Origin of the sequence: Mitsuaria sp. BK041 (genome assembly GCF_014193085.1) — a bacterium.
GTDB lineage: Bacteria > Pseudomonadota > Gammaproteobacteria > Burkholderiales > Burkholderiaceae_C > Roseateles.
This window is the reverse complement of sequence record NZ_JACHYT010000001.1, coordinates 2465399-2486384: the sequence shown is the minus strand read 5'-3', so window position 1 is coordinate 2486384 and position 20986 is coordinate 2465399. Positions and strand designations below refer to the sequence as shown.

Here is a 20986-nt window from a genome sequence, read left to right as displayed (position 1 = left end):
CCTGGTTTTTTACTGGAAGCATTGATGAACAAGAGTGAACTGATCGAAGGCATCGCCACCAAGGCGGGCGTCACCCGTGCCGTGGCCGCGACCGCCCTGGACGCGACCCTGGAAACCATCACCGAAGCCCTGGCCGCCGGCGACCAGATCGCGCTGGTCGGCTTCGGCACCTTCAAGGTGAGCGAGCGCGCCGCCCGCACCGGCAAGAACCCGGCCACCGGCGAAGCGCTGGACATCCCGGCCTCCAAGGTCGCCAAGTTCACCGCCGGCAAGGCGCTGAAGGATGCGGTGAACAAGTAAGCCTCCCGGCGCTTGTCTCGCGACAACGCCCGCTCCTGCGACACGCAGGGCGGGCGTTTCTGTTTTCTGGACCGCCGCGTCGGGCTTGACCTCGGCCTGGAGCTACGACGCCGGGACGTCTGGGGGCCTTGAGGCGGAGCCGCCTTTTCCGATGAAGGCCAAGGGCGGGCTGGCAGCGAGGACCTCAGCCCTCGCGGAAGAACTTCAGCGCAGCCAGATCCGGGAAGGCGGTGGGCCGCTTGGCCTGCGTGGCCGCGAACGCCTCCATCAAGTTCCTGTTCTGCCAGATCGCCGCCTGCAACCAGCCCATCTGCTGCAGGCTGTCCTTGACGCCGTGATCGCGCGCGTAGTGGATCGCCTGCTTGCTGCCCCACACCGCCACCGGTGGCTTCTGCGCGATCTCGCGCGCGCACTGCAGCGCGGCCTCGACGCATTCGGCCGGCGTCGCCAGCACATCGTTCACCAGCCCGACCGCCAGCGCCCGCGCCGCCGGCAGGCGGCGGCCGGTGTAGGCCAGTTCCTTGACCACCCCCAGCGGGATCAGCTTGGGCAGGCGCTGCAGCGTGCCCAGGTCGGCGGCCATGCCGATGTTGATCTCCTGGATGCAGAAGAAGGCGCCAGCCTCCGCATAGCGGATGTCGCAGGTCGCCACCAGGTCCACCGCGCCGCCGATGCAGCCGCCCTGGATCGCGGCGATCGTCGGCACGCGCAGGTCGTCCAGGCGGTTGAAGGCCTGCTGCATGTCGGCCAGCAGGTCGACGATCGCGGCACGCCCTTCGGCGCTGCGGTCGTCGAGCTGGATCCCGCCGTTCTGGAACACGTCCAGCGACATGCCCGCGCTGAAATGCCGGCCCGTCGACGAGATCACCAGCGCCCGCAGCGTCGGGCTGCGATGCAGCTGGCCCAGCACCGTCTCCAGCTCGCGCCATAGCTGTGGCGACATCGTGTTCATCGCGTCGGGCCGGTTCAGCACCAGGTGGCCGACGCCGGCGTCTTCGGTCAGGGTGAGGCATTCCATGCGGGTCTCCTTGTTCCGTCCCTGCCGTCGGGCGGGCAGGGGACGGGCCATGCTAGCGGCAGACCCTGCCGCGCCGCGTCATCGAGGCGACGCGACCAGCTCCTGCGCCGGGCCGAAGAACTCGTAGCGCAGCTGCGACTCGGGCACGCCGAGCTGGCGGCCGGCGCGGTAGACCGCCTGCATGAACGGCTTCGGTCCGAGCAGGTACAGGTCGACGTCGCGGTCCTCGGGCAGGTGGCGCGCCAGCAGCGCATCCGTCACCTGGCCGACCTCGTGCGGCTCGTCGCCTTCGCGCGGCGCGTCGTAGACGTACATGGCCTCGACGTTGCGGTGCGCCGCGGCCAGCAGGTCCACGCGCTCGCGGAAGGCGTGCACGCCGCCGTGGCGCGCCGCATGGATGAAGCGGATCGGCCGGCCGCTGGGGGCCGCCGACTCCAGCATCGCCATCGCCGGCGTGATGCCGACGCCGCCGGTCACCAGCAGCAGCGGCCGGGTGGCTTGCGGGTCGAGCGTGAACTCGCCCGCCGGCGCCTGCACCTCCAGGCGCGCGCCGACCTCGACGCGGTCGTGCATCCAGCCCGACACCAGGCCGCCGTCCTCGCGCTTGATGCTGACGCGGTACCAGGGCTTGCCCGGCGCGTCCGACAGCGAGTAGTTGCGGCGCACCGTCCGGCCGTCGATGTCCAGCACCAGCGTCAGGTATTGCCCGGGCTGGAAGGGCGGGAGCGGCTGGCCGTCGACCGGTTCCAGGTAGAACGAGGTGATCAGCTCGCTCTCGCGCTCCTTGCGCGCGACGACCATCGTGCGTTGGCCGCGCCAGCCGCCCGGCAGCGCGGCGGTGGCGGCGTAGACCTGCTCTTCGGCGTCGATCAGCAACTGGGCCAGCGCGCCGTAGGCCTCGGCCCAGGCGTCGATGATCGCGTCGGTGGCCACCTCGGCGCCCAGCACCTCGCGGATCGCGCGCAGCAGGCATTGGCCGACGATCGGGTAATGCGCCGGCTGCACGCCCAGCGCCACATGCTTCTGGACGATGCGAGGCAGGGCCGGGGCCAGTTCATGGACGCGGTCGATGTGGCTCGCGTAGGCCAGCACCGCGCCGGCCAGCGCGCGCGCCTGCGTGCCCTCGGCCTGGTGCGCCTCGTTGAAGAAGGCCTTCAGCTCGGGATGCTCGGACAGCATCACGCGATAGAAGTGACGCGTGATCTCCTCGCCGCGCGACTTCAGCAGCGGCACCGTGGCCTGGATCAGGGCGATGGTCTGGGGCTTGAACATGAGCGTCGGAACTCCGGATTCGTTGAGGATGACCGTCAGCAATCAGGAATCGTGCCAAGCATGCGGCGCTGGCAGCGGCGCCGCAAGTCATTGAACCGCCTGGGGTTTCCGCGCTGAACGCCGGGAATGTGGTCGGAATGACCGAGAATCGGCCGCTGTCGAAAGGACAACGAAAGTGTCTAAATGACAACGGAGACGCGGTTTCGCCAATTGCTCGCCGCGGTGCGCGGCCTGGTCCGCTGCGACGCGGCCGCGCTGTTGCGCCTGTTGCCCGAAGAGGGCGAGCCGGTGCTGCAACCGGTGGCCGTCGACGGACTGGCCGAGGAAGCGCTGGGCCGGCGCTTCCCAGCGGCGGCCCATCCGCGCCTGGCCCGCCTGCTGGCCAGCGGCGAGGGCGTGCGCTTCGCCGCCGACGCCGGCCTGCCCGATCCCTATGACGGCCTGCTCGAGCACCAGCAGGAACTGGAGGCCGTCCACGACTGCATGGGCGCACCGCTGCGCGTCGACGGCCGCGTCTGGGGCCTGGTGACGCTGGACGCGCTCGATCCGCACGCGTTCGACGAGGTCGGTCCGCAACGGCTGGCGGCGGTCGTGCGGCTGCTCGAGGCGGGCCTCGCGGCCGAGGACACGATCGCGACGCTGGCCCAGCGTGCCGCGCGCGAACAGGCGCTGGCGCGCGCAGTGCGGCGCGACAGTCCGCGCGAGCTGCTCGGACGCAGCGCGGCGATGGTCCGCCTGCGCGGCGAGATCGACACCGTCGCGGCCTCCGACCTGACGGTGCTGATCCTGGGCGAGACCGGCGTGGGCAAGGAACTCGTCGCGGAGCGCCTGCATGCCCGCTCGACGCGCCAGGACCGGCCGCTGGTGCAGATCAACTGCGCCGCCTTGCCCGAGACCCTGGCCGACAGCGAGCTCTTCGGCCACAAGCGCGGCGCCTTCACCGGCGCGGTGGCGGACCGGGTCGGCAAGTTCGAGCTGGCCGACGGCGGCACGCTGCTGCTGGACGAGGTCGGCGAGCTGCCGCTGCCGGTGCAGGCCAAGCTGCTGCGCGTGCTGCAGAGCGGCGACGTACAGCGTCCCGGCAGCGATCGCGTGCAGCGGGTCGACGTGCGGGTCCTGGCCGCGACCAACCGCGACCTGCGCGAGGAGGTCGCGCGCGGGCGCTTCCGCGCCGATCTCTATCACCGGCTGTCGGTTTATCCGCTGCGCGTGCCGGCGCTGCGCGAGCGCGGCCGCGACGTGCTGGCCCTGGCGGGCAGCTTCCTGGAGGAGAACCAGCACCGGCTCGGCGCCCGCAACCTGCGGCTGTCGCCGGCGGCGTCGCAGGCGCTGCTCGCCCACGACTGGCCGGGCAATGTCCGCGAACTCGAGCATCTGATCAGCCGCGCCGCGCTCCGCGCGCTGGCGACGGCCGGGCGCGGCGGGCGATGGATCGCGATCGAGCCGGAGCACCTCGGCCTGGGCGAAGGTGCATCGGTGACTCGCCCTGCGCCCACCGATGACGGCGCGGATGCCGGTCGGGAGCCCCGAATGCCCCGTGACCCGATGGCCTCGGCGGTCGATGCTGCGACGGACGCCACGGGGCCGGGCCTGCGCGCGGCGACCGAGCAGTTCCAGCGCCGCTGGATCGAGGAGGCGCTGCGGCGCCACGGTGGCGCGATGGCCGCCGCGGCCCGCGAGGCCGGCATGGATCGCAGCAATTTCCTGCGGCTGTTGAAACGGCTCGGCGTGGCCGTGCCGCGATAGAGTCGCCCGCTCAGGGCAGGTCACGGACTCACGGGACAGTGAGGCGGACGAGGTACGAGATGACGGCTGACAAGCCAGCAAACGACGGTCAGGACCGAGAGGGCGACGACGTCGCGCGCCTGCACCAGGCGGGCGACGAGGCCTATCGGCGCCTGGTGGAGGGCGTGCTGGACTACGCGATCTTCCTGCTTACGCCGTCCGGCCGGATCGCGACCTGGAACGCGGGCGCGCGGCGCATCAAGGGGTATGAGGCGGACGAGATCATCGGCCGGCATTTCTCGGTCTTCTACACCCAGCCCGACATCGACGCGGCCTGGCCCGACGAGGAGCTCCGGCTCGCGCGCGAGCACGGCCGCTTCGAGGATGAGGGCTGGCGCGTGCGGCGCGACGGGTCGACCTTCTGGGCCAACGTCGTGATCACCGCGATCAAGCATGCGGACGGCGACCTGCTCGGCTACGCCAAGGTCACCCGCGACCTCACCGCGCGCATGGAGCAGGAGCGCGAGCGCCGCCGCATGGCGGAGCTGGTCGAGGAGAGCCGCCGCATGACCGAATTCATCGCGGTGCTGTCGCACGAGATCCGCAATCCGCTGGCGCCGCTGACCAACGTGCTGTCCCTGCTGGGCCGCGAGACGCTGAGCCCACGCGCCACCTGGTGCGTCGAGGTCGCGAGCAAGCAGGTGCGGCAGATCAACCGGCTGGTCGAGGACCTGCTGGACGTCAGCCGCGTCACCACCGGGAAGGTGCGGCTGACCATGGCGCCGCTCGAACTGGGCGAGGTGGTGCGCGAGGCCGTCGAGGGCATGCGTCCGGCGGCCGAGGCCCGCGAGCATCGCCTGCTGGCCACCTGGCCGACGCAGCCGCTGGCGGTCACGGGCGACCGCACGCGCTTGATCCAGCTGGTGAGCAACCTGCTCAGCAACGCGATCAAGTTCACGCCGCCGGGCGGCACGATCGCGCTGACGCTGCGGCGCGACGGCGACGCGGCGGTGGTCACCGTCGTCGACAACGGCATCGGCATGACCGCGCAGACGCTGGCCCATGCGTTCGAGCCCTTCTCGCAGGGCGAGGAGCATGCGCGCGGTCACGGCGCGCATGGGGCGCACGGCGGCCTGGGCCTGGGGCTCGCGCTGGTGCGCAGCATCGCGGAACTGCATGGCGGCGGTGCGGCCGCCCACAGCGCGGGCAGCGGGCAGGGCGCGTCGGTGTCGGTCCGGTTGCCGCTGAGCGCCGAAGCGCCGGCGGACGAAACGGCGCATGCGATGAAATGACAAGGGCCGCGGCATCGTGCCGCGGCCCTGGGTCGCGCCCGGCGCCCGAGGCGCCAAGCCGTCCGCGGCGATTCAGCGCGCCGCGTCGATGCTGGCCGACGTGAACGCCGGATAACCGGCTGGACGGCCGTTGTTGAGGTTGGTCAGGAAGTTGCTGTCCTTGACCGGCACGTTGGCCGAGCCGTAGTCGAAGCCGTTGAGCAGGCCGCGCATCGTCGCGTTGCTCACGCCGTCGCCGCTCATCGCGGTCCAGCTGACGATCGCTGGCGTGAGCCACTGGCCGTACGGGTTCTCGGCGGCGATCTCGTCGGTGCCGGCGAAGCGCATCGCGTGCGTCAGCGCGCCATCCTTGTGATAGACGAAGCGCACATGCCCGTTCTGCACGGCCAGCGTGCCGACCGCCGCGTTGGTCAGGTCGCCATGCGCGCTGTAGCCGGCATGGGTGACCACGCCATTCGTGGTCCAGATCGCCGCGTGCTCCCAGTCGTGGCGATGGCCGCCGCCCAGCGCCGTCACCTGGTCCTTCAGGAAATACAGCGCGTAGAAATGGCCGCAATAGACGTTGCCGCCGCTGGTGACGCAGGCGTGGCGGTGCAGCGTGTTCGCGTAGTCCAGGAAGTCCGCGCGGCGGCAGCCGGCGGTGATGCCGCCCGAGGTCTTCAGCCCGCCGTTCTGCTGCCCGCCGCGGCTGATGCCGGCGCTGGGCAGGCAGCCGTCGGTGTCGAAGTCGAACAGCGGATAGGTCGCTGCGATCGACACGTTCGCCGGCCAGGCCGCCGACAGGGCGGGGAAGTCGTCGGCCCATGCCGACGGCGCGGCGACGACCGTCGACAGGACCAGCGCGGCGGCGGCGCTCAAGCGGCTCATGCGATTCATGCGCTTCGTGTGGTTCATGCCGTTCATGCGATGTCCCCTCGTGCTCAGTTGATGCGGATCTGCAGGCCGGTGGCCGTGTAGGTCGGCGTCGCGGTGAAGCCCTCGACCACCACCTTGTCGAACTTGCCCTTCAGCGTCGCCGCCTGGATCGCCACCACGGTGTCGCCGCTGCGCGGCACGGCGCCGGCCTGGAACTTCACCGTCAGCGTGCCGCCGGCGATCACCACGTTGCCCGCCGCGGTCAGGCTGCCGGCGTTGGCGGCGCCCAGGTGCAGCTCCAGCGCGCCGGTCGCGAGCTGGGTGTAGTTCACCACCGCCACCGGCGTGGCCGCCTGCGTCATCAGCGTGCCGGTGTCGACGTAGACATCGCCGGTGCCCAGCGCCTTGGCGCTGTCGGCGCGCAGCACGCCGCCCGAAACCTGCGTGCCGCCGGTGAAGGCATTCGCGCCCGCCAGGGCCAGCGTGCCGCTGCCGAGCTTGGTCAGCTTGCCGGCGCCGCGGATGTCGTTGCGCCACACATCCAGCGCCTGGAAGCCGCCTCGGGCCGCATCCATCGTGACGCTGACGTCGCCATCGAAGGCGCCGTAGCCGTCCGCTGCGGCGAAGAGGTTCAGCCGGCCCCAGCCCTCGGCATCGTCCATGACCGGCGTGCCGGAGGCCAGCGCGGTCGTCTTCAGCACCACGCGGCGCTGGTCGGCGCTGAGGTAGGGCAGGCGGGTCTCCAGCAGCACCTCCGCGCCCTTGGGCACGACCGCCGCCTTGGTGGTGGCGGCGATCGGCGCCAGGCCGAAGGTCATCAGGCGCAACACCGTCGCCTTGTTGGTGGCGTAGTCGGCGTAGGGGTCCTGCGCCAGCGGCAGCGAATGCGCATAGGCCTGCAGCGCCGCGGCGTCCTTCGCGCCGACGGCGGCCATCAATGCCGTGCGCGCCTGGTCGTAGGCGGCCTGACGGCCGGATTTGTTGGGATCGGTCGCCAGGTTGGCCGCCGCGGCCGCCACGCCCTGGATGCGACCGCCGATCACGTCCAGCGGCGAATGCATGCCCGCGTAGATGCGGTTCTCGCCCAGCACCAGGGCACGGGTGACCATCTCCTGGTAGCGCTCGGGCACGAGGTAGGCCATCGCCAGCGCCTTGCGCACGGCTTCCGCGCTGTGGCCGCTGACGAAGCCGCCGTCGGTCGTCGGCGTGCCGCTCTTGGCCGGCTCCAGCGCCGGCACCACCTTGACGCCGGCGCTCCAGCGCCAGGGGCGGGCGTACTTGTAGAAGCGCTTGGCCGGCTCCGTCGACGCGTTGTTGCCGATGTTGGCCACCAGGTCGATCGCGGCGCCGAAGCCGTGGCTGTTGGCGCTGCCCGCGTTGCCGATGTCGTTGCCCTTGTCGTTGTAGAGCACCGTGGTCGCGTCGGCCGCGATGTCCGTGATGGTGGTGCTCTGCTCGCTGAGCGTGCGCCAGGCCGTCGTCAACGGGCCCATGCCGTCGCTGATGCTGTAGCCCTTGCCGCGGCGATCGTCGAGGTAGGCGGCCAGCTCCTGCGCCGGGGTGCGGCGCGCGGTGGCATCGACGACGTACTGCACGTTGGCGGCATGGACCGCCGCGTTGAGCACCTTGCCGTCGGTCGCGTCGCCGGGCAGGCCGCTCCAGCTCGATGCGGCCACGGCCGCGAAGCCGTCGCGCGCCGGGGCGCTCGCGCCCGCGTCGACGAGCAGCGTGCTCGGCTGCCAGATGTCCAGGAAGCCCGACACCACGCGCACGCCGGCATTGGTCTGCAAGGTGGCGTAGCGCGCGTCGCCGCGCTGGTTGCTCGCGATGTTGTCGATGAAGGGCGGGACCTGCGTCTCGTCCTGCACCGCGGCGCTGTCGGTCGTGCCCAGGCCCTTGGGCGCGGCGGGGATGACCAGCGGCTGCTCCGGGCTGTCGTCGTCGTCGGAGGAGCAGGCGCCGAGCAGCAGCGCGGGCACGAACACGGGGAGCAGGGCGAGCAGCAGCGGGCGGCGCTTGGCCGGGAAGGCGGAGAGGGACATCGGTGGAGAGACAAGCGGGTGGGGACGGCGGCGGACTCTAGGGCGCCTCGATGTCGTGCCGATGACAACGCAGTCATATGGCGTTACCCATTCTCACCAGGGCTTGCGGACGAAGCCGGGACACTGCGGCGGTCCAGTGGGGCAGACCACGGATTCACCAGTGTTCATCGAGGTCAACGGGGGAAATCGTCATGACATCACGGCTTGCGGCGCAGCGCCGCGCGTTCCTGTCGCTGCTGGTTGGCGGCTTGCTGGCGGGCTTGCAGCTCACCGCCGCGGCGCAGGGCAACTACCAGCAGACCCACACCGGGCAGGGCACCTTCTACGGCTACGGCGGAGGCGGCAACTGCTCCTTGCCCAAGCCCACCGACATCCTGACCGCGGCGATGAACACCGCCGACTACAACACCGCGCAGGCCTGCGGCGCCTGCATCGAGGTGACCAACCTCAACACGCAGCAGAAGGTGGTGGCGCGCGTCGACGACCGCTGCCCCGAGTGCGCGCCCGGTGACGTGGACCTGTCGCAGGAGGCCTTCGCGAAGATCTCGCCGATCGAGGCCGGACGCATCCCCATCAGCTGGCGCTACGTGTCGTGCAACGCGCGCTCGGCCAAGCTGTTCTTCAAGGAGGGATCGAGCCAGTGGTGGGCGGGGGTGCAGGTTCGCGATCACGCCGGCCCGGTGGCCTCGCTCGAATACCGGCCCAGCAGCGGCGGCGCGTTCACGACGCTCGGCCGCGAGATGTACAACTACTTCATCGCCCCGAGCGGCATGGGCCCAGGCCCCTACGACATCCGGATCACCGACGTCTTCGGCCAGCAGATGCTGGCCCCGAACGTGACGCTGGCGGTGACGACGGAGATCGACCTCGGCCAGCAGTTCCCGCTGGTCCTGCCGGCGGCGGGCTCGGGCGGATCGTCCGGCGGCGGCGGCACGCCGACGACGCCCGCGCAGCCGGCCACGGTCAGCATCAGCGTGGCCAACGACTGGGGCCAGGGCTACTGCAGCAACGTCACCGTGGGCAATCCCAACGCGACGCCGCTGAACTGGACAGTGTCCTTCCCGGTCGTCGGCGCGGTCTACACCGCCTGGAACGCGACGGTGTCGCAGAGCGGCACCAGCGCGAGCGCGGTGGGCGTCAGCTGGAACCAGACGCTGCAGGCCGGCGCGACCACCTCCTTCGGCTTCTGCGCCAATCGCTGAGCGGGACGGGCACGGCGGCCGGACCGGCGCGACGACCCTGACCGGTCAGAACGCCCAGCCGGCCTGGACCCAGACGCGCACGGCGCGGTCCGGCTCGGACTGCGCCCGCTCCGCGCCGTGTCCGGCGATCGAGAGCGTCCAGTCCATCGTCCGCCAGGTGCCGCGCAGGGCGGCGCCGTAGCTGTGCAGCGTGCGGCGGTTGTCCGTCGGGAGGAAGGGCGCCTCGTTGAGCCGCACCCCGCCGGCGCCCAGGAACACGCTGGGAATGAAGGCCGGGTTCGCGGCGTAGTAGAGCTCGCCGGACGCGAGCCAGCCCTCGTCGCCGACGGCCTCGCCCGAGGGGTAGCCGCGCAGGCCCTGCACGCCGCCGAGGACGAACTTCTGGTACGAGTCCAGGTTGCGCGAGGCGAGCTGCCCGCTGGCCGTCATCAGCACACCCCAGCCGCCGCCGAGTCGCTGGTTGCGCTGCAGGTCGAGGTTGAGCGTGCCGTAGCGCCCCGCGGTGCGCGCGCTCAGGCTGTCGATGAGCGCCGCGTCCGGCGAGCTGAAGCCCAGGTGCCCGCGGCCGACGCGCAGCGCGATCCGTGTATCCGCGCCGGCGCCGACATCGTCCCGCAGGCCGAGCATCAGCTGCAGCGTGCCATGCGTCGCGCGCTTGCCGGTGGCGGTCCCGGTGGCGCGGATCTCGTCGTTCAGGCGACGACGCTCGAGGCTGGCCTGCGCGGTGAGGTTGAGGGCGGTGCCGCGGATCAGCGGATAGCTGAGCTGCCATTCCGCCACGTTGGCCTGGCCGCGCGCGTCGAGCTCGGCGAAGGACGAGCCCAGCGCGTACTGGGTGCGCGTCACGCTCAGCCCCGTGCTCCATCCGCCGTTGCCGAGGGGGAGCTGCGCCGCCAGGCGGCCGTAGTAGAGGTCGCCCTCGCTCGCGAGCAGGCGGGCGCTGATCGATTCGCCGTGCCCGGTCGGGCTGTCCAGCACGATGGACCCACCGGCGCGGCGCTGGCCGGTGTAGCGCGAGCCGTGGTTGTCCGCCTCGATCCGGCCGCTGACCAGAGGGGCGGGTTCGGACTCGATCGAGATCGTCGTGTCCCCGGGCTGCGCGCCGGCCTGCAGCCGCGCCTTCAACCGGGCGCCGGGCAGGTCGGACAGCAGCAGCAGCGTGCGGTCCACCTGCGCCTGGTTCAGCGGCTCGCCGAGCGGGATCGCGGCCATCCGGGCCTCGAGGACCGAGGCGTCGATGCGGCTGCCGGGGGCCACCTGGACACGCACCTCGGCCAAGCGGCCTTCGATCACGCGGATCTCGACCTCGCCATCCCGGATCGTCTGCGGCGGCAGGACCGCGCGTGCCAGGAACCAGCCGTGATCGCGGTAGTGCTCGGTGATGCGGGCCGCGCCGCGTGCGAGCTCGTCCAGCGTCCGCGCGCCGTCGTTCAGGTCGGCGACCAGGGCCTCCAGGGCCTCGGCCGGGAACAACCGCGCGCCGGTGACGCGGACGCGGCGCACGGGAATGGGGGTCGCGTCCGCGGCGGCCGAGGCCTGGGCGGGATCGTCCGGGCGACGGGGCAAGGCGATGTCGCGCGGCGGGGTGGTGAGCAGGCTGGGCGGCGCGCTGGCGCGATTGGCGGCCTCCGCCGCCATGGGCAGTGCGTCCGCCTGGGCCTGCTGTGCCATCAGGAGCAGCAGCGAGGCCTGGACGAGGGTTCGATGGGCTGGGGGTGTGTCGCGCGGGCGGCGGATCATGAGGGGATCGTCGTGGGACCCGGCGACTCTATCGCACCGACTCCGGCGGCGGATCGCGGGTCTCGACCGAGAGCGTCCCGGTCCACCAGCGGCCGATGCCCACCGTCGCCGGTTCCAGGTGGTCCAGCGGTGCGGAGGTCATGGTCCGGGCCTTCCAGAACAGGTCGGCGAGCGCCGAGAGGTAACGCGACGCGGCCTGCTCCGAGCCGGTCGCGATCAGGCCGGCGCTGGCCGGGAAGACGGTCAGGACGCCCGGCGCATAGCGGATGTCGTAGTTGCGGCTGGACAGGCCCGTGACCGACACCTCGTAGCGTCCGGGCGGGGACGATGCCGTCGCGCCGGTGAGGTAGCGCAGCGTGCCGGACAGGTCGCTGGTCGCGGCCGTCTCGCCCGCGACCAGGCCGGCATAGGTCACCGAGAACGCCGGGTCGGGCCGGCCGATGAGGCGACTGGCGTCCGTGACCGAGACGAGCAACGGCGCGGGCGTGATCTCGTAGCTGTGCCCGGGCGTCACGGTGACGAGGTAGCCGAGGCGGTCGGCCAGCGTGCCCGGCTGGACCGCGTAGCGGCCGCGGTCCTGGCCGGACGCGCGGTCCAGGCTGCCGGTGAGGATCATCGCGGCGCTGTCGCCGTGCCGCTGGCCCGCCACCGTGTAGGCGATGCCGGGATCGCTCAGGCCGCCGTCGTAGACCTTGGTGTTGGCGCCGTCGGTGGGCGTGACCGTCAGCACGGGGCGCTCGCGGTACAGGACGTAGGTGCTGCCGTCGCCGATGCCGGTCGCGCCCGGCGCGTCGCCGGCCTGCCGGCCATAGCGGAAATTGCCGCTGCCGTCGGGCGCGCGCTCGGCCAGCGTGCCCGCCAGCCCGGTCCCGTCGAGGCTGCCGGTGTAGACGGAGAGCAGGCGGCCGGGGTCCAGGCTCAGCGTGGCGGTGCTGATCACGTCGCCGCCGGCCGCATCGCCGCGCGCGCGGGCGGCGCCGGCCGACAGGAGGAGGTCGCCACCGCTGACGCGCCAGGTCCCGGAGGCGGTCAGGTCGCCGGAGGTCGTCGTCAACGAGACATTCCCCGTTGCGCCGACACCATCGACAGTCATCGCCCGGCCGTTCACGACGGCGAGGCTGCCGGCGTCGACGACGCGCAGCGTGTGTAGGGCATTGAGCGGGTCCTGCAGCGTGACGGCCCCGCCGCCGGCATTCAGCGTCGTGGTGCCGCCCACGGCCAGCGCGCCCAGCTGCGAGACACCGGACGCGGTCAGGTCCAGGTTGCCGCTCACAGCTGAAGCGCCGAGGACCAGGGGTCCGGCGGCGGCAACGCTGGCGTCGGCGGCGGTCAGACTCAGCGTGCCGCCGAAGTGGTTGTCCGGGCGGGGCAGGGCGATGTCGGCGCCACCGGCGTCCAGCGTGGCGGGACCGGTCACCGAGACGGCGCCGACCTGCTGGATGCCAGGGGCGCTCACGCGCAGCGCGCCGCCCGCGGACGAGGGCGCGAAGACCAGCGGGACGCTGGTGTTGAGCAGCACGTCGCCGCTGGTGAGGCTCACGGCGCCGGTGAACACGTTGCCGGCGTCGGCCAGCGTGATCGCCGAGGTGCCGCTGCTCAGCGTCGAAGTCCCGGCGACCGACAGCGCTCCCGTCTGCTGCAGCCCGGGCGCGCTGGCCGTCAGCGAGCCGCTGAGCGTCGATGCGGCGAAGGTCAGCGGCGTGTGGGCCACGATCGTCGCGTCGCCGCCGGTGAGGCTCAGCGCGCCGCCGAAGGTGTTGCCGACGTTGGCGAGCGTGACGGCCGAAGTGCCGCTGTCGAGCGTGGACGGACCCGCGACCGACAAGGCACCCGTTTGAAGCAGACCCGGCGCGCTCGCGATCAGCGAGCCGGTCAGCGTCGACGCTCCAAACGTGAGAGGCGCGTTGGCGGCCAACGTCGCATCGCCGCCCGTGAGACTCATCGCGCCACCAAACACGTTGGCGCCGTTGACGAGCGTGATAGCCGAGCTGCCGCTGTTGAGCGCGGTCGTGCCTGCGACTGAGAGTGCGCCCGTCTGCAGCAGCCCGGGCGCACTCGCAGTCAACGAGCCGGTCAGCGTCGATGCTCCAAAGGTCAGCGGCGCATTGGCGGCCACCGTCGCACTGCCAGCCGTGAGACTCATCGCGCCGCCAAACGCGTTGCCGCCGTTGACCAGCGTGATGGCCGAGCTGCCGCTGTTGAGCGCGCTCGGGCCGGCGATGGAGAGGACGCCGCTCTGCGAGATGCCCGACGCGGTGGCGTTGAGGCCACCGCTCAATGTCGAGGCCGCGAGCAGCAGCGGCGTGCTTGAACTGATCGTCGCATCGCCGCCGATGAGGCTCACGGCGCCGGTGAACACGTTGCCGGTGTTGGCCAGCGTGATGGTCGACGTGCCGCTGTTGAGCGTCGTCGTGCCTGCGACCGAGAGCGCGCCCGTCTGCAGCAGCCCGGGCGCGCTCGCGTTCAGTGAGCCGGTCAGCGTCGTCGCTCCAAACGTCAGGGGCGCATTCGCCGCCAACGTCGCATTGCCAGCGGTAAGACTCATCGCGCCGCCAAACGCATTGCCGCCGTTGACCAGCATGATGGCCGAGCTGTCGCTGTTGAGCGCGCTCGGGCCGGCGATGGAGAGGACGCCGCTCTGAGAGATGCCCGGCGCGGTGGCGCTGAGGCCACCGCTCAATGTCGAGGCCGCGAGCAGCAGCGGCGTGCTGGAGTTGATCGTTGCGTCGCCGCTGGTGAGGCTCACAGCGCCGGTGAACACGTTGCCGCTGTTGGCGAGCGTGGTCGTCGACGTTCCGCTGTTGAGCGCGGTCGTGCCCGTGATCGAGAGTGCCCCCGTCTGCAACAGCCCCGGCGCACTCGCGTTCAACGAGCCGGTCAACGTCGACGCTCCAAAGGTCAGCGGCGCATTCGCGGCCACCGTCGCATCGCCAGCGTTGAGACTCATCGCGCCGCCAAACGCGTTGGCGCTGTTGGCCAGCGTGATCGCAGACGTGCCGCTGTTGAGCGCGCTCGTGCCTGCGACCGAAAGCGCGCCTGTCTGCAACAGCCCGGGCGCGCTCGCAGTCAACGAGCCGGTCAGCGTCGTCGCTCCAAACGTCAGGGGCGCATTCGCCGCCACCGTCGCATTGCCAGCGGTAAGACTCATCGCGCCGCCAAACACGTTGGCGGCGTTGGCGAGCGTGATGGCCGAGCTGCCGCTGTTGAGCGCGCTCGGGCCGGCGATGGAGAGGACGCCGCTCTGCGAGATGCCCGGTGCGGTGGCAGTGAGGCCACCGCTCAAGGTCGAGGCCGCGAGGAGCAGCGCCGTGCTGGAGTTGATCGTTGCGTCGCCGCTGGCGAGGCTCACAGCGCCGGTGAACACGTTGCCGCTGTTGGCCAGCGTGATCGCCGACGCGCCGCTGTTGAACGCGGTCGTGCCTGCGACCGAGAGCGCACCCGTCTGCAGCAGCCCGGGCGCGCTCGCAGTCAACGAGCCGGTCAGCGTGGATGCTCCGAAGGTCAACGGCGCATTCGCGGCCACCGTCGCATTGCCGGCGGTGAGACTCATCGCGCCGCCGAACGCGTTGGCGCCATTGGCCAGCGTGATGGCCGAGCTGCCGCTGTTCAGCGTGCTCGCGCCGGAGACCGAGACCGCGCCGCTCTGCGAGATCCCGGGCGCCGTGACCGTCAGTGCGCCGCTGATGCTGGACGCCCCGAAGGTCAGCGCCGCGCTGTTGCGCAAGGTCGTGTCCGCCGCCGTCACCGCGACCGCGCCCGAGAAGGCATTGCCGGCGTTGACCAGGCTCACCGTGTTGCCCGCGCCGGCCGCGGTCATCGAGGTCGCGCCACCGATGTGGAAGTAGCCGCCGAAGGTGGTGTCGTCGGCCACCATGCCGGCGGCCGTGGTGATGCTCAGCGCGCCGGGCACGATCAGCCCGCCCTTGTTCCACAGCGCGCGCCGCGTGGCGACCTGGCTCTCGGCGCTGATCTGCAAGGGCGCCAGCGTCAGCACCGACAGCGTCGCCGGGCCGCCGATGTAGAAGCCGGTGTAGCCGCTGACCGTGTCCAGCGCCTGCGCGGAGATCTGGATCGGGATCGCCGCCGGCGCGCTGAGCCGGACGGCGGCGGTGCCGGATCCCCAGACGCCGTCGCCCCCCGCGTTGCTGCCCGCGATGTGCAGCGCGCCGGTCGACGCGGTGATGTCGACCTTGCCGTCGAGCTTCACCGCCGCGTTCCCATTGCTGGTGCTGGCGGCGCCGCCGACCGTCGTGTTCGTGCCGTTGATCGTCACCGACCCGCCCGTCAGCGTGACCGCGTTCGAACTGCTGCCGATCAGCGCCACCGTGGATTGCTGGTTCCGGTAGGTGCTCGCCGACGGATTGGAGGCGGTGCCGGTGATCGTCAGCGCCCCGGCGGTCGACAGCGCGTCCAGCGCGCCGAGCGTGACCGCGCTGCCGGACCAGGTGGCCGTGTTGCCGGTCGCGGTCCCGGCCAGGGTGATCGCGCCGCCGCCACTGCTGCTCAGGGTGTTGCCCCCGTTGAGGTAGACGCCGATGTTGCCGGTCGAGAACAGCGGCGCGCCATTGGCGTTCGTGCCGGTGACCGTCGCGATGCCGCCGCTGGTGCCGTTCACCGAGATCGACCCGCCGGCGGTGCTGAAGCTGTTCGAGCGCAACCACACGCCGATCCCGTTGCCACTGCCGGCCTGCGTCCCGGTGATCGCGATGCTGCCCGCGCCGGCGGTGGTCCAGACGTTGGTGCTCAGGTCCACCGCCGCGGCCGTGGCCGCCGAGGCGCGGTTGGCAGTGACCGTGATGTTGCCGCCGTTGGCGTTGATGTCCAGGAAGCGCAGGCTGATCGGGCTGTTGCCCGAGGCGGTGGTGGTCGCCGCCGCGCTCATCGACACGTTCAGCGCGCCGCTGGTGCTGGTGATCGTGCGATGCGTGCCCGCGCTGGCATTGGTGGTGATCCGGCCGTCGGCCTCCAGGCTGAGCGTGGCGGCGCCGCCCGCAGTCTTGGCGATGTTGCCGTTGATCGCGATGTTGCCTTCCTGCGCGCCCGCGCCGACGGTGCGGATCGTGACGTTGCTGCCGCTGTTGAGCAGCGTCTGGATGCTGTTGACGCTGACCAGCGAGCCGCTCGCGCTCGGCGTCCAGATGCCGCCGGAGAAGCCGCCCCCGGTCTGCGTGCCGGTGGAGATGGTGACGTTGTACGGGTCCAGCAGCCACAGGCCGCCGCTGGAGACCTCGACATCGATGCCGGTGGTGTCCAGCACATGGCCGGAGGTCTCGATGCGACCGCCGGCGCCGCCTTGCGGTCCGCCGACGGACTTCAGTCGGCCGAAGACGTTCGCGACCTCGGTGCCCCAGACGACGATCTCGCCGCCGTCGCCCCGCGTGGTGGCGCTCGCGTCGATGGCGGCCGTGGGCGCGACATAGGCGGCGGTCGCATTCGGCGACGGTCCCGCGCCCTGGAAGTTGCCGCCGACCAGCACCTGGCCGCCACCGCCGGCGCCGCGGGCGTCCAGCCGCGCGCCGTCGAAGACGCCGACCTTGTCGCCCAGCACGCGGATCGTGCCGCCGACCCCGCCGGCCTCCGGCGCGCTGGCGTCGAGTCGCCCCTCGACCCGCGCGACGCCGGTGGCCGGGTCGGCGATCAACTCGATCACGCCGCGGTCCTGGCGCACCGTCCTGGCCTGCACGACGCCCGACGCGTTGACGACGGACTCGGCCAGCCCGTCCAGCCCCTTGGCGGTGAGCACGACATGGCCCCCATCGGCGACGATCAGCCCGCCGTTGGCGGCCAGCGCCTGGGCCGCGCCGCGGCTGATGGTGTAGCCCAGCGGCCGGCCATCGGCCAGCGTCAGCGAGACCGCGGACGCGCCCGCGAGCAGCACGCTGCCGCCGTCCGCGTTCAGCGTGCCCGCGTTCTCGACCTTGGCGGCGATCAGCGCCAGCTTGCCGCCGGCGCCCGCCTGGATCGTGCCGCGGTTGACGACGCTCGCGGCGCTGTCGCCGGAGAACGCATGCCGCCCGGCCTCGAAGTCCGCATTGCTCAGCTGCAGCGTGCTGGCGACCAGGCTGCCGACGTCGACCCGCGCGCCGCGGCCGAAGAGCACGCCGTTCGGATTGAGCAGGAACACGGTGCCGTTGGCGCTGAGCTCGCCCAGGATGCTGCTGGGTTCACGACCGGTGACGCGGTTCAGCGCGATCGCGCCGGGGCCGGGCTGGATGAAGCGGACCGATTCGCCGGCGGCGATGCCGAAGCTGGTCCAGTCGATCGCCAGCCGGGGCGATTGCTGCGTGATGGTGGTGGTGCCGTTGCCCTGGACGATGCGGCCGTTGCCCGCGGTCACCTGGCCGCCGCCCGGCGCGGCCGCCGCGGACGGCGCCAGGGCCGCGCCCGCCAGCAGGATCGCCGCGGCGCAGGCCACCGGCAACGGGGCTGGCAGCGGAGCCGGCGGGGCACTTCGATGCGGAACGCGCGGAACGTGCTTGTTCATGGGCGGGCCTGCAGACGTGACGTCGCATTCTTACGCAAGTGCGGCGGAATCAGCCATCGAGGGCCTGCCGCACCAGGTCCGCCTGCTGCTCGCGGTGCAACACGGCCGACGCGGTCGCCCCCGCCGCGGAGGGCGCCCGCGAGACCTCGCGCAGCGTCACGCCGGCCGGCAGCAGCGCCGACAACTCGTCGCGCACGAAATGCCACGCGCCTTGGTGCCGGGTTTCCTCCTGCGCCCAGACCGCGGTCTCCAGGCCCGGATAACGCCGCAGCACGGCGCCCAGTTCATCGCTCGGGAACGGGTAGAGCCGCTCGACGCGCACCAGCGCGATCTCGGCCGCCCGCTCGGGGGCGTACACCGACATCGCGTCCCGTCCGTCGCGCAACTCGTAATGCAGCTTGCCGCTGCACAGCACGACGCGCCGCACGACGGCCGGATCGGCCGCGACCTCGTCCAGCACGGGCTCGAAGCGACCGTCGGCGAGCATCCGGACCGGCGTCTGGCTGCGCGCGTCGCTCATCAAACGGGTCTTGGGCGTGAGCACGATCAGCGGCTTGCGCCGCGGCGTCATCGCCTGGTCCAGCAGCAGGTGCGCGTACTGGGCCGAGGTCGACGGGCAGGCGACGCGCAGGTTGTCCGCGCCGCACAGCTGCAGCATGCGGCCCAGGAAGGCGTTGGACTGCTCCGGCCCCGCGCCCTCGTGCCCATGCGGCAGCAGCAGCGTGAGGCCGCTGGGCAGGCCCCATTTCTCCTCGCCGCAGCTGATGTAGTGGTCCAGGAAGATCTGCGCCCCGTTGACGAAGTCGCCGAACTGCGCTTCCCACACGGTCAGCGTGTCGCGGGCCTGCACGCTGTGGCCGTACTCGAAGCCGAGCACCGCCTCCTCGGACAGCAGGGAGTTGTGGATCTCCAGCCGCGCGCCGCGTCGCGCCGCGGGTGCGAGCGGTGTCCAGCTCGACGGCGCGGTGTCGGCCTGGTTGTGCCAGACCGCGTGCCGATGCATGAAGGTGCCCCGTTGCACGTCCAGCCCGGACAGGCGCAGCGACACGCCGGCGCGCAAGGCCGTCGCACACGCGAGCGCCTCGGCCGTGCACCAGTCGACGCCCAGGTGCTCGTCCGCCGCGAGGGCGCGTCGACGCACCAGCAGCGCGGCCAGCATCGGATGCGGCTCGAAGCGCGGCGGCGGCGTCGTCAGCAGCGTCAGGGCGAAGCGCACGGCGGCCGTCGTCAGCGCGGCCGTGGGCTCGCCATGCGCGGGCGAGGGCGCGGCGACGCTCCCGGTCCGATCGGTTTCCCGCACGGCGTGCGCGGTCGCGTCGTGGCCGAGCGGCCGGGCCATCGCGGCGGGAAGGTCGCGAACCGGCCGGCCCGGCGCCGCGTCGGGATCGAAGCGGTCGCCGGCGGCCGCCAAGGCGCGTCCCTCGGCGACCGACAAGCGGCCATCGGCCACCAGCCGGTCGGCGTAGAGCGCGGTCACGCTGGCGCGACGCGCCAGGCGTCGATACAGGGCGGGGCTGGTCAGCGCGGGCACGTCGTGCTCGGAATTGCCGTGGCGCCGATAACCCACCAGGTCCAGCACCACGTCGGCGGCGAAGCGGGCGCGATAGTCCACCGCCAGGCGCGCGGCCTGCAGCACCGCCTCGGGATCGTCGGCGCCGACGCGCAGCACCGGCGCATCGATCATCCGGACCGGATCGGTGCAGAAGCGCCCGGCCATCGGGTCCATCCGGTTGGGTTCGGTGAAGCCCAGCTGGTTGTTGATGACGATGTGCAGCACGCCGCCGACCTCGTAACCCGGCCGCAGGCCGAGCGCCAGCGTCTCCATCACCACGCCCTGGCCCGCGAAGGCGGCGTCGCCATGCAGCACGACGGCGATGCTGCGCTCACGCCCCGGGCCGTCGGCGCTGCGCGCCGCGCGGGTCCGGCCGAGCACCACCGGATAGACGCTCTGCAGGTGGGACGCGTTGCTCGCGAGCGCGACCCGCAATTCGCCTCGCGGGGTGTGCAGCCAATAGTCGCCGCCCAGCTGGTGGACCAGCTCGCGCTGGCGTTCCGGATGGACCGGCTCGGTCGCGAAGTGGTCCAGCAGCTCGGCGACCGGATGCCCCAGCAGGGTGGCGAGCAGGTTGACGCGCCCGCGATGCGGCATGCCCATGAAGACCTGGTCCACGCCCTGCGCGGCCGCCGTCTCCAGCACCTGCTCGAGCAGCGGCAGCAGCGCCTCGCAGCCTTCGAGCGAGAAGCGCTTGGCCTGCGGATGCAGGCGCGCGACATGCCGTTCCCAGGCCTGCGCATTGGCCAGGCGGCGCAGCAGCGTGGCCGCCTCCGGACCGGTCAGCACCGGCCGGTCCGACTCCATCCGGCGCTGCAGCCAGTCGCGTCGCTCGGCGCTGCGCACGGCCGAGGCGTCCAGCGTCAAGGTGTCGCAGTAGATCGCCCGCAGCCGGGCGAACAGCGCTTCGACATCGGTCGCGCCCATCACCGAACCGCCGTCGCCGGTCAGCGCATCGCCCGGCGCCAGGCCGAAGTCGGCAGGGCGGGGCGGCCGCACCCGCGAGCTCGTCGCCAGCGGGTCGAGCAGCGCATGGCGGTGGCCGTCGCGTCGGAAGGCCTCGATCAGGGCCGTGACGGCGGGGCGGGGCGCGTCCGTGCCCACACGGAAGGAACTCATGGGAGGTTCGCGCCGGGTCTGCTCACTCCAGTGCGGCGACGAAGCGGTAACCGACGCGGTGGTAGGTGCGGATGATCTCGACCGAGGGCGGCAGCGCCCCCTGCAGCACCGCGCGGATCCGCGCGATCGCCATCGCCAGCGCGCCGGGCTGCACATCCTGCTCGCCCCAGACCACGTCCAGCAGCTCGTCGGCGCTGACCACGCGGTCGCGGTGCTCGATCAGGTGGACCAGCAGGTCGAAGGGGCGCGGTTGCAGGTGACGCGACTGGCCGCTGACAACGATGTCACGACAGGCCGGCCGAACCATGCATTCACCGAAACGCCAGCTGGCGTCGGAGAAGGGCACCGAGGGTCGAAGAGGGGGTTCCGCGCGGCTGTCCGCATC

General features: G+C 72.0%; 12 protein-coding genes. 4 read left to right on the top strand and 8 right to left on the bottom strand.

What is annotated here, in order from left to right:
* Positions 1-24 precede the first annotated feature (24 nt).
* The gene (locus tag FHT38_RS10500; protein ID WP_091724693.1) at positions 25-300 is read left to right on the top strand and encodes an HU family DNA-binding protein; all 276 of its coding nucleotides are present in this window, start codon (positions 25-27) and stop codon (positions 298-300) included.
* Between the two features lie 184 nt (positions 301-484).
* On the opposite strand, the gene FHT38_RS10495 is transcribed toward FHT38_RS10500, so the two are convergent.
* Together FHT38_RS10495 and hmpA are read right to left on the bottom strand one after the other, a co-directional pair.
* The gene (locus FHT38_RS10495; RefSeq protein ID WP_183491718.1) at positions 485-1318 is read right to left on the bottom strand and encodes an enoyl-CoA hydratase-related protein; all 834 of its coding nucleotides are present in this window, start codon (positions 1316-1318) and stop codon (positions 485-487) included.
* Between the two features lie 78 nt (positions 1319-1396).
* A complete protein-coding gene (gene hmpA, locus FHT38_RS10490; RefSeq protein ID WP_183491717.1) occupies positions 1397-2590 on the bottom strand; it encodes an NO-inducible flavohemoprotein in 1194 nt (397 codons plus the stop codon).
* 183 nt (positions 2591-2773) lie between these two features.
* Here hmpA and norR point away from each other — a divergent pair, with 183 nt between their 5' ends.
* Together norR and FHT38_RS10480 are read left to right on the top strand one after the other, a co-directional pair.
* Entirely contained in the window at positions 2774-4336 is a 1563-nt protein-coding gene (gene norR / locus FHT38_RS10485) for a nitric oxide reductase transcriptional regulator NorR (RefSeq protein WP_183491716.1), read from the top strand.
* 59 nt (positions 4337-4395) lie between these two features.
* Positions 4396-5607 (top strand): PAS domain-containing sensor histidine kinase, encoded by a 1212-nt coding sequence (locus tag FHT38_RS10480; RefSeq protein WP_183491715.1) that lies wholly within the window; start codon positions 4396-4398, stop codon positions 5605-5607.
* 72 nt (positions 5608-5679) lie between these two features.
* On the opposite strand, the gene FHT38_RS10475 is transcribed toward FHT38_RS10480, so the two are convergent.
* Together FHT38_RS10475 and FHT38_RS10470 are read right to left on the bottom strand one after the other, a co-directional pair.
* A complete protein-coding gene (locus FHT38_RS10475; RefSeq protein WP_183491714.1) occupies positions 5680-6501 on the bottom strand; it encodes an NPP1 family protein in 822 nt (273 codons plus the stop codon).
* 26 nt (positions 6502-6527) lie between these two features.
* Positions 6528-8504, bottom strand: a complete 1977-nt coding sequence (locus FHT38_RS10470) for a phosphatase PAP2 family protein (protein WP_183491713.1) — start codon at positions 8502-8504, stop codon at positions 6528-6530.
* Between the two features lie 191 nt (positions 8505-8695).
* Here FHT38_RS10470 and FHT38_RS10465 point away from each other — a divergent pair, with 191 nt between their 5' ends.
* A complete protein-coding gene (locus FHT38_RS10465) occupies positions 8696-9706 on the top strand; it encodes an expansin EXLX1 family cellulose-binding protein (RefSeq protein WP_183491712.1) in 1011 nt (336 codons plus the stop codon).
* 45 nt (positions 9707-9751) lie between these two features.
* Here FHT38_RS10465 and FHT38_RS10460 read toward each other — a convergent pair whose 3' ends face one another.
* From FHT38_RS10460 to FHT38_RS10445, 4 genes are read right to left on the bottom strand one after another with little or no spacing between them, the layout of a single operon-like run.
* Positions 9752-11446 carry a ShlB/FhaC/HecB family hemolysin secretion/activation protein gene (locus FHT38_RS10460; RefSeq protein ID WP_183491711.1) on the bottom strand — a complete coding sequence of 565 codons (1695 nt, stop codon included), beginning with the start codon at positions 11444-11446 and terminating at the stop codon, positions 9752-9754.
* Between the two features lie 28 nt (positions 11447-11474).
* The gene (locus FHT38_RS10455) at positions 11475-17930 is read right to left on the bottom strand and encodes an MBG domain-containing protein (RefSeq protein ID WP_183491710.1); all 6456 of its coding nucleotides are present in this window, start codon (positions 17928-17930) and stop codon (positions 11475-11477) included.
* 49 nt (positions 17931-17979) lie between these two features.
* Positions 17980-20601 carry a 2-oxoglutarate dehydrogenase E1 component gene (locus FHT38_RS10450; RefSeq protein WP_183491709.1) on the bottom strand — a complete coding sequence of 874 codons (2622 nt, stop codon included), beginning with the start codon at positions 20599-20601 and terminating at the stop codon, positions 17980-17982.
* A 22-nt stretch (positions 20602-20623) separates the two neighbouring features.
* Entirely contained in the window at positions 20624-20908 is a 285-nt protein-coding gene (locus tag FHT38_RS10445; protein WP_183491708.1) for a helix-turn-helix domain-containing protein, read from the bottom strand.
* Positions 20909-20986 lie beyond the last annotated feature (78 nt).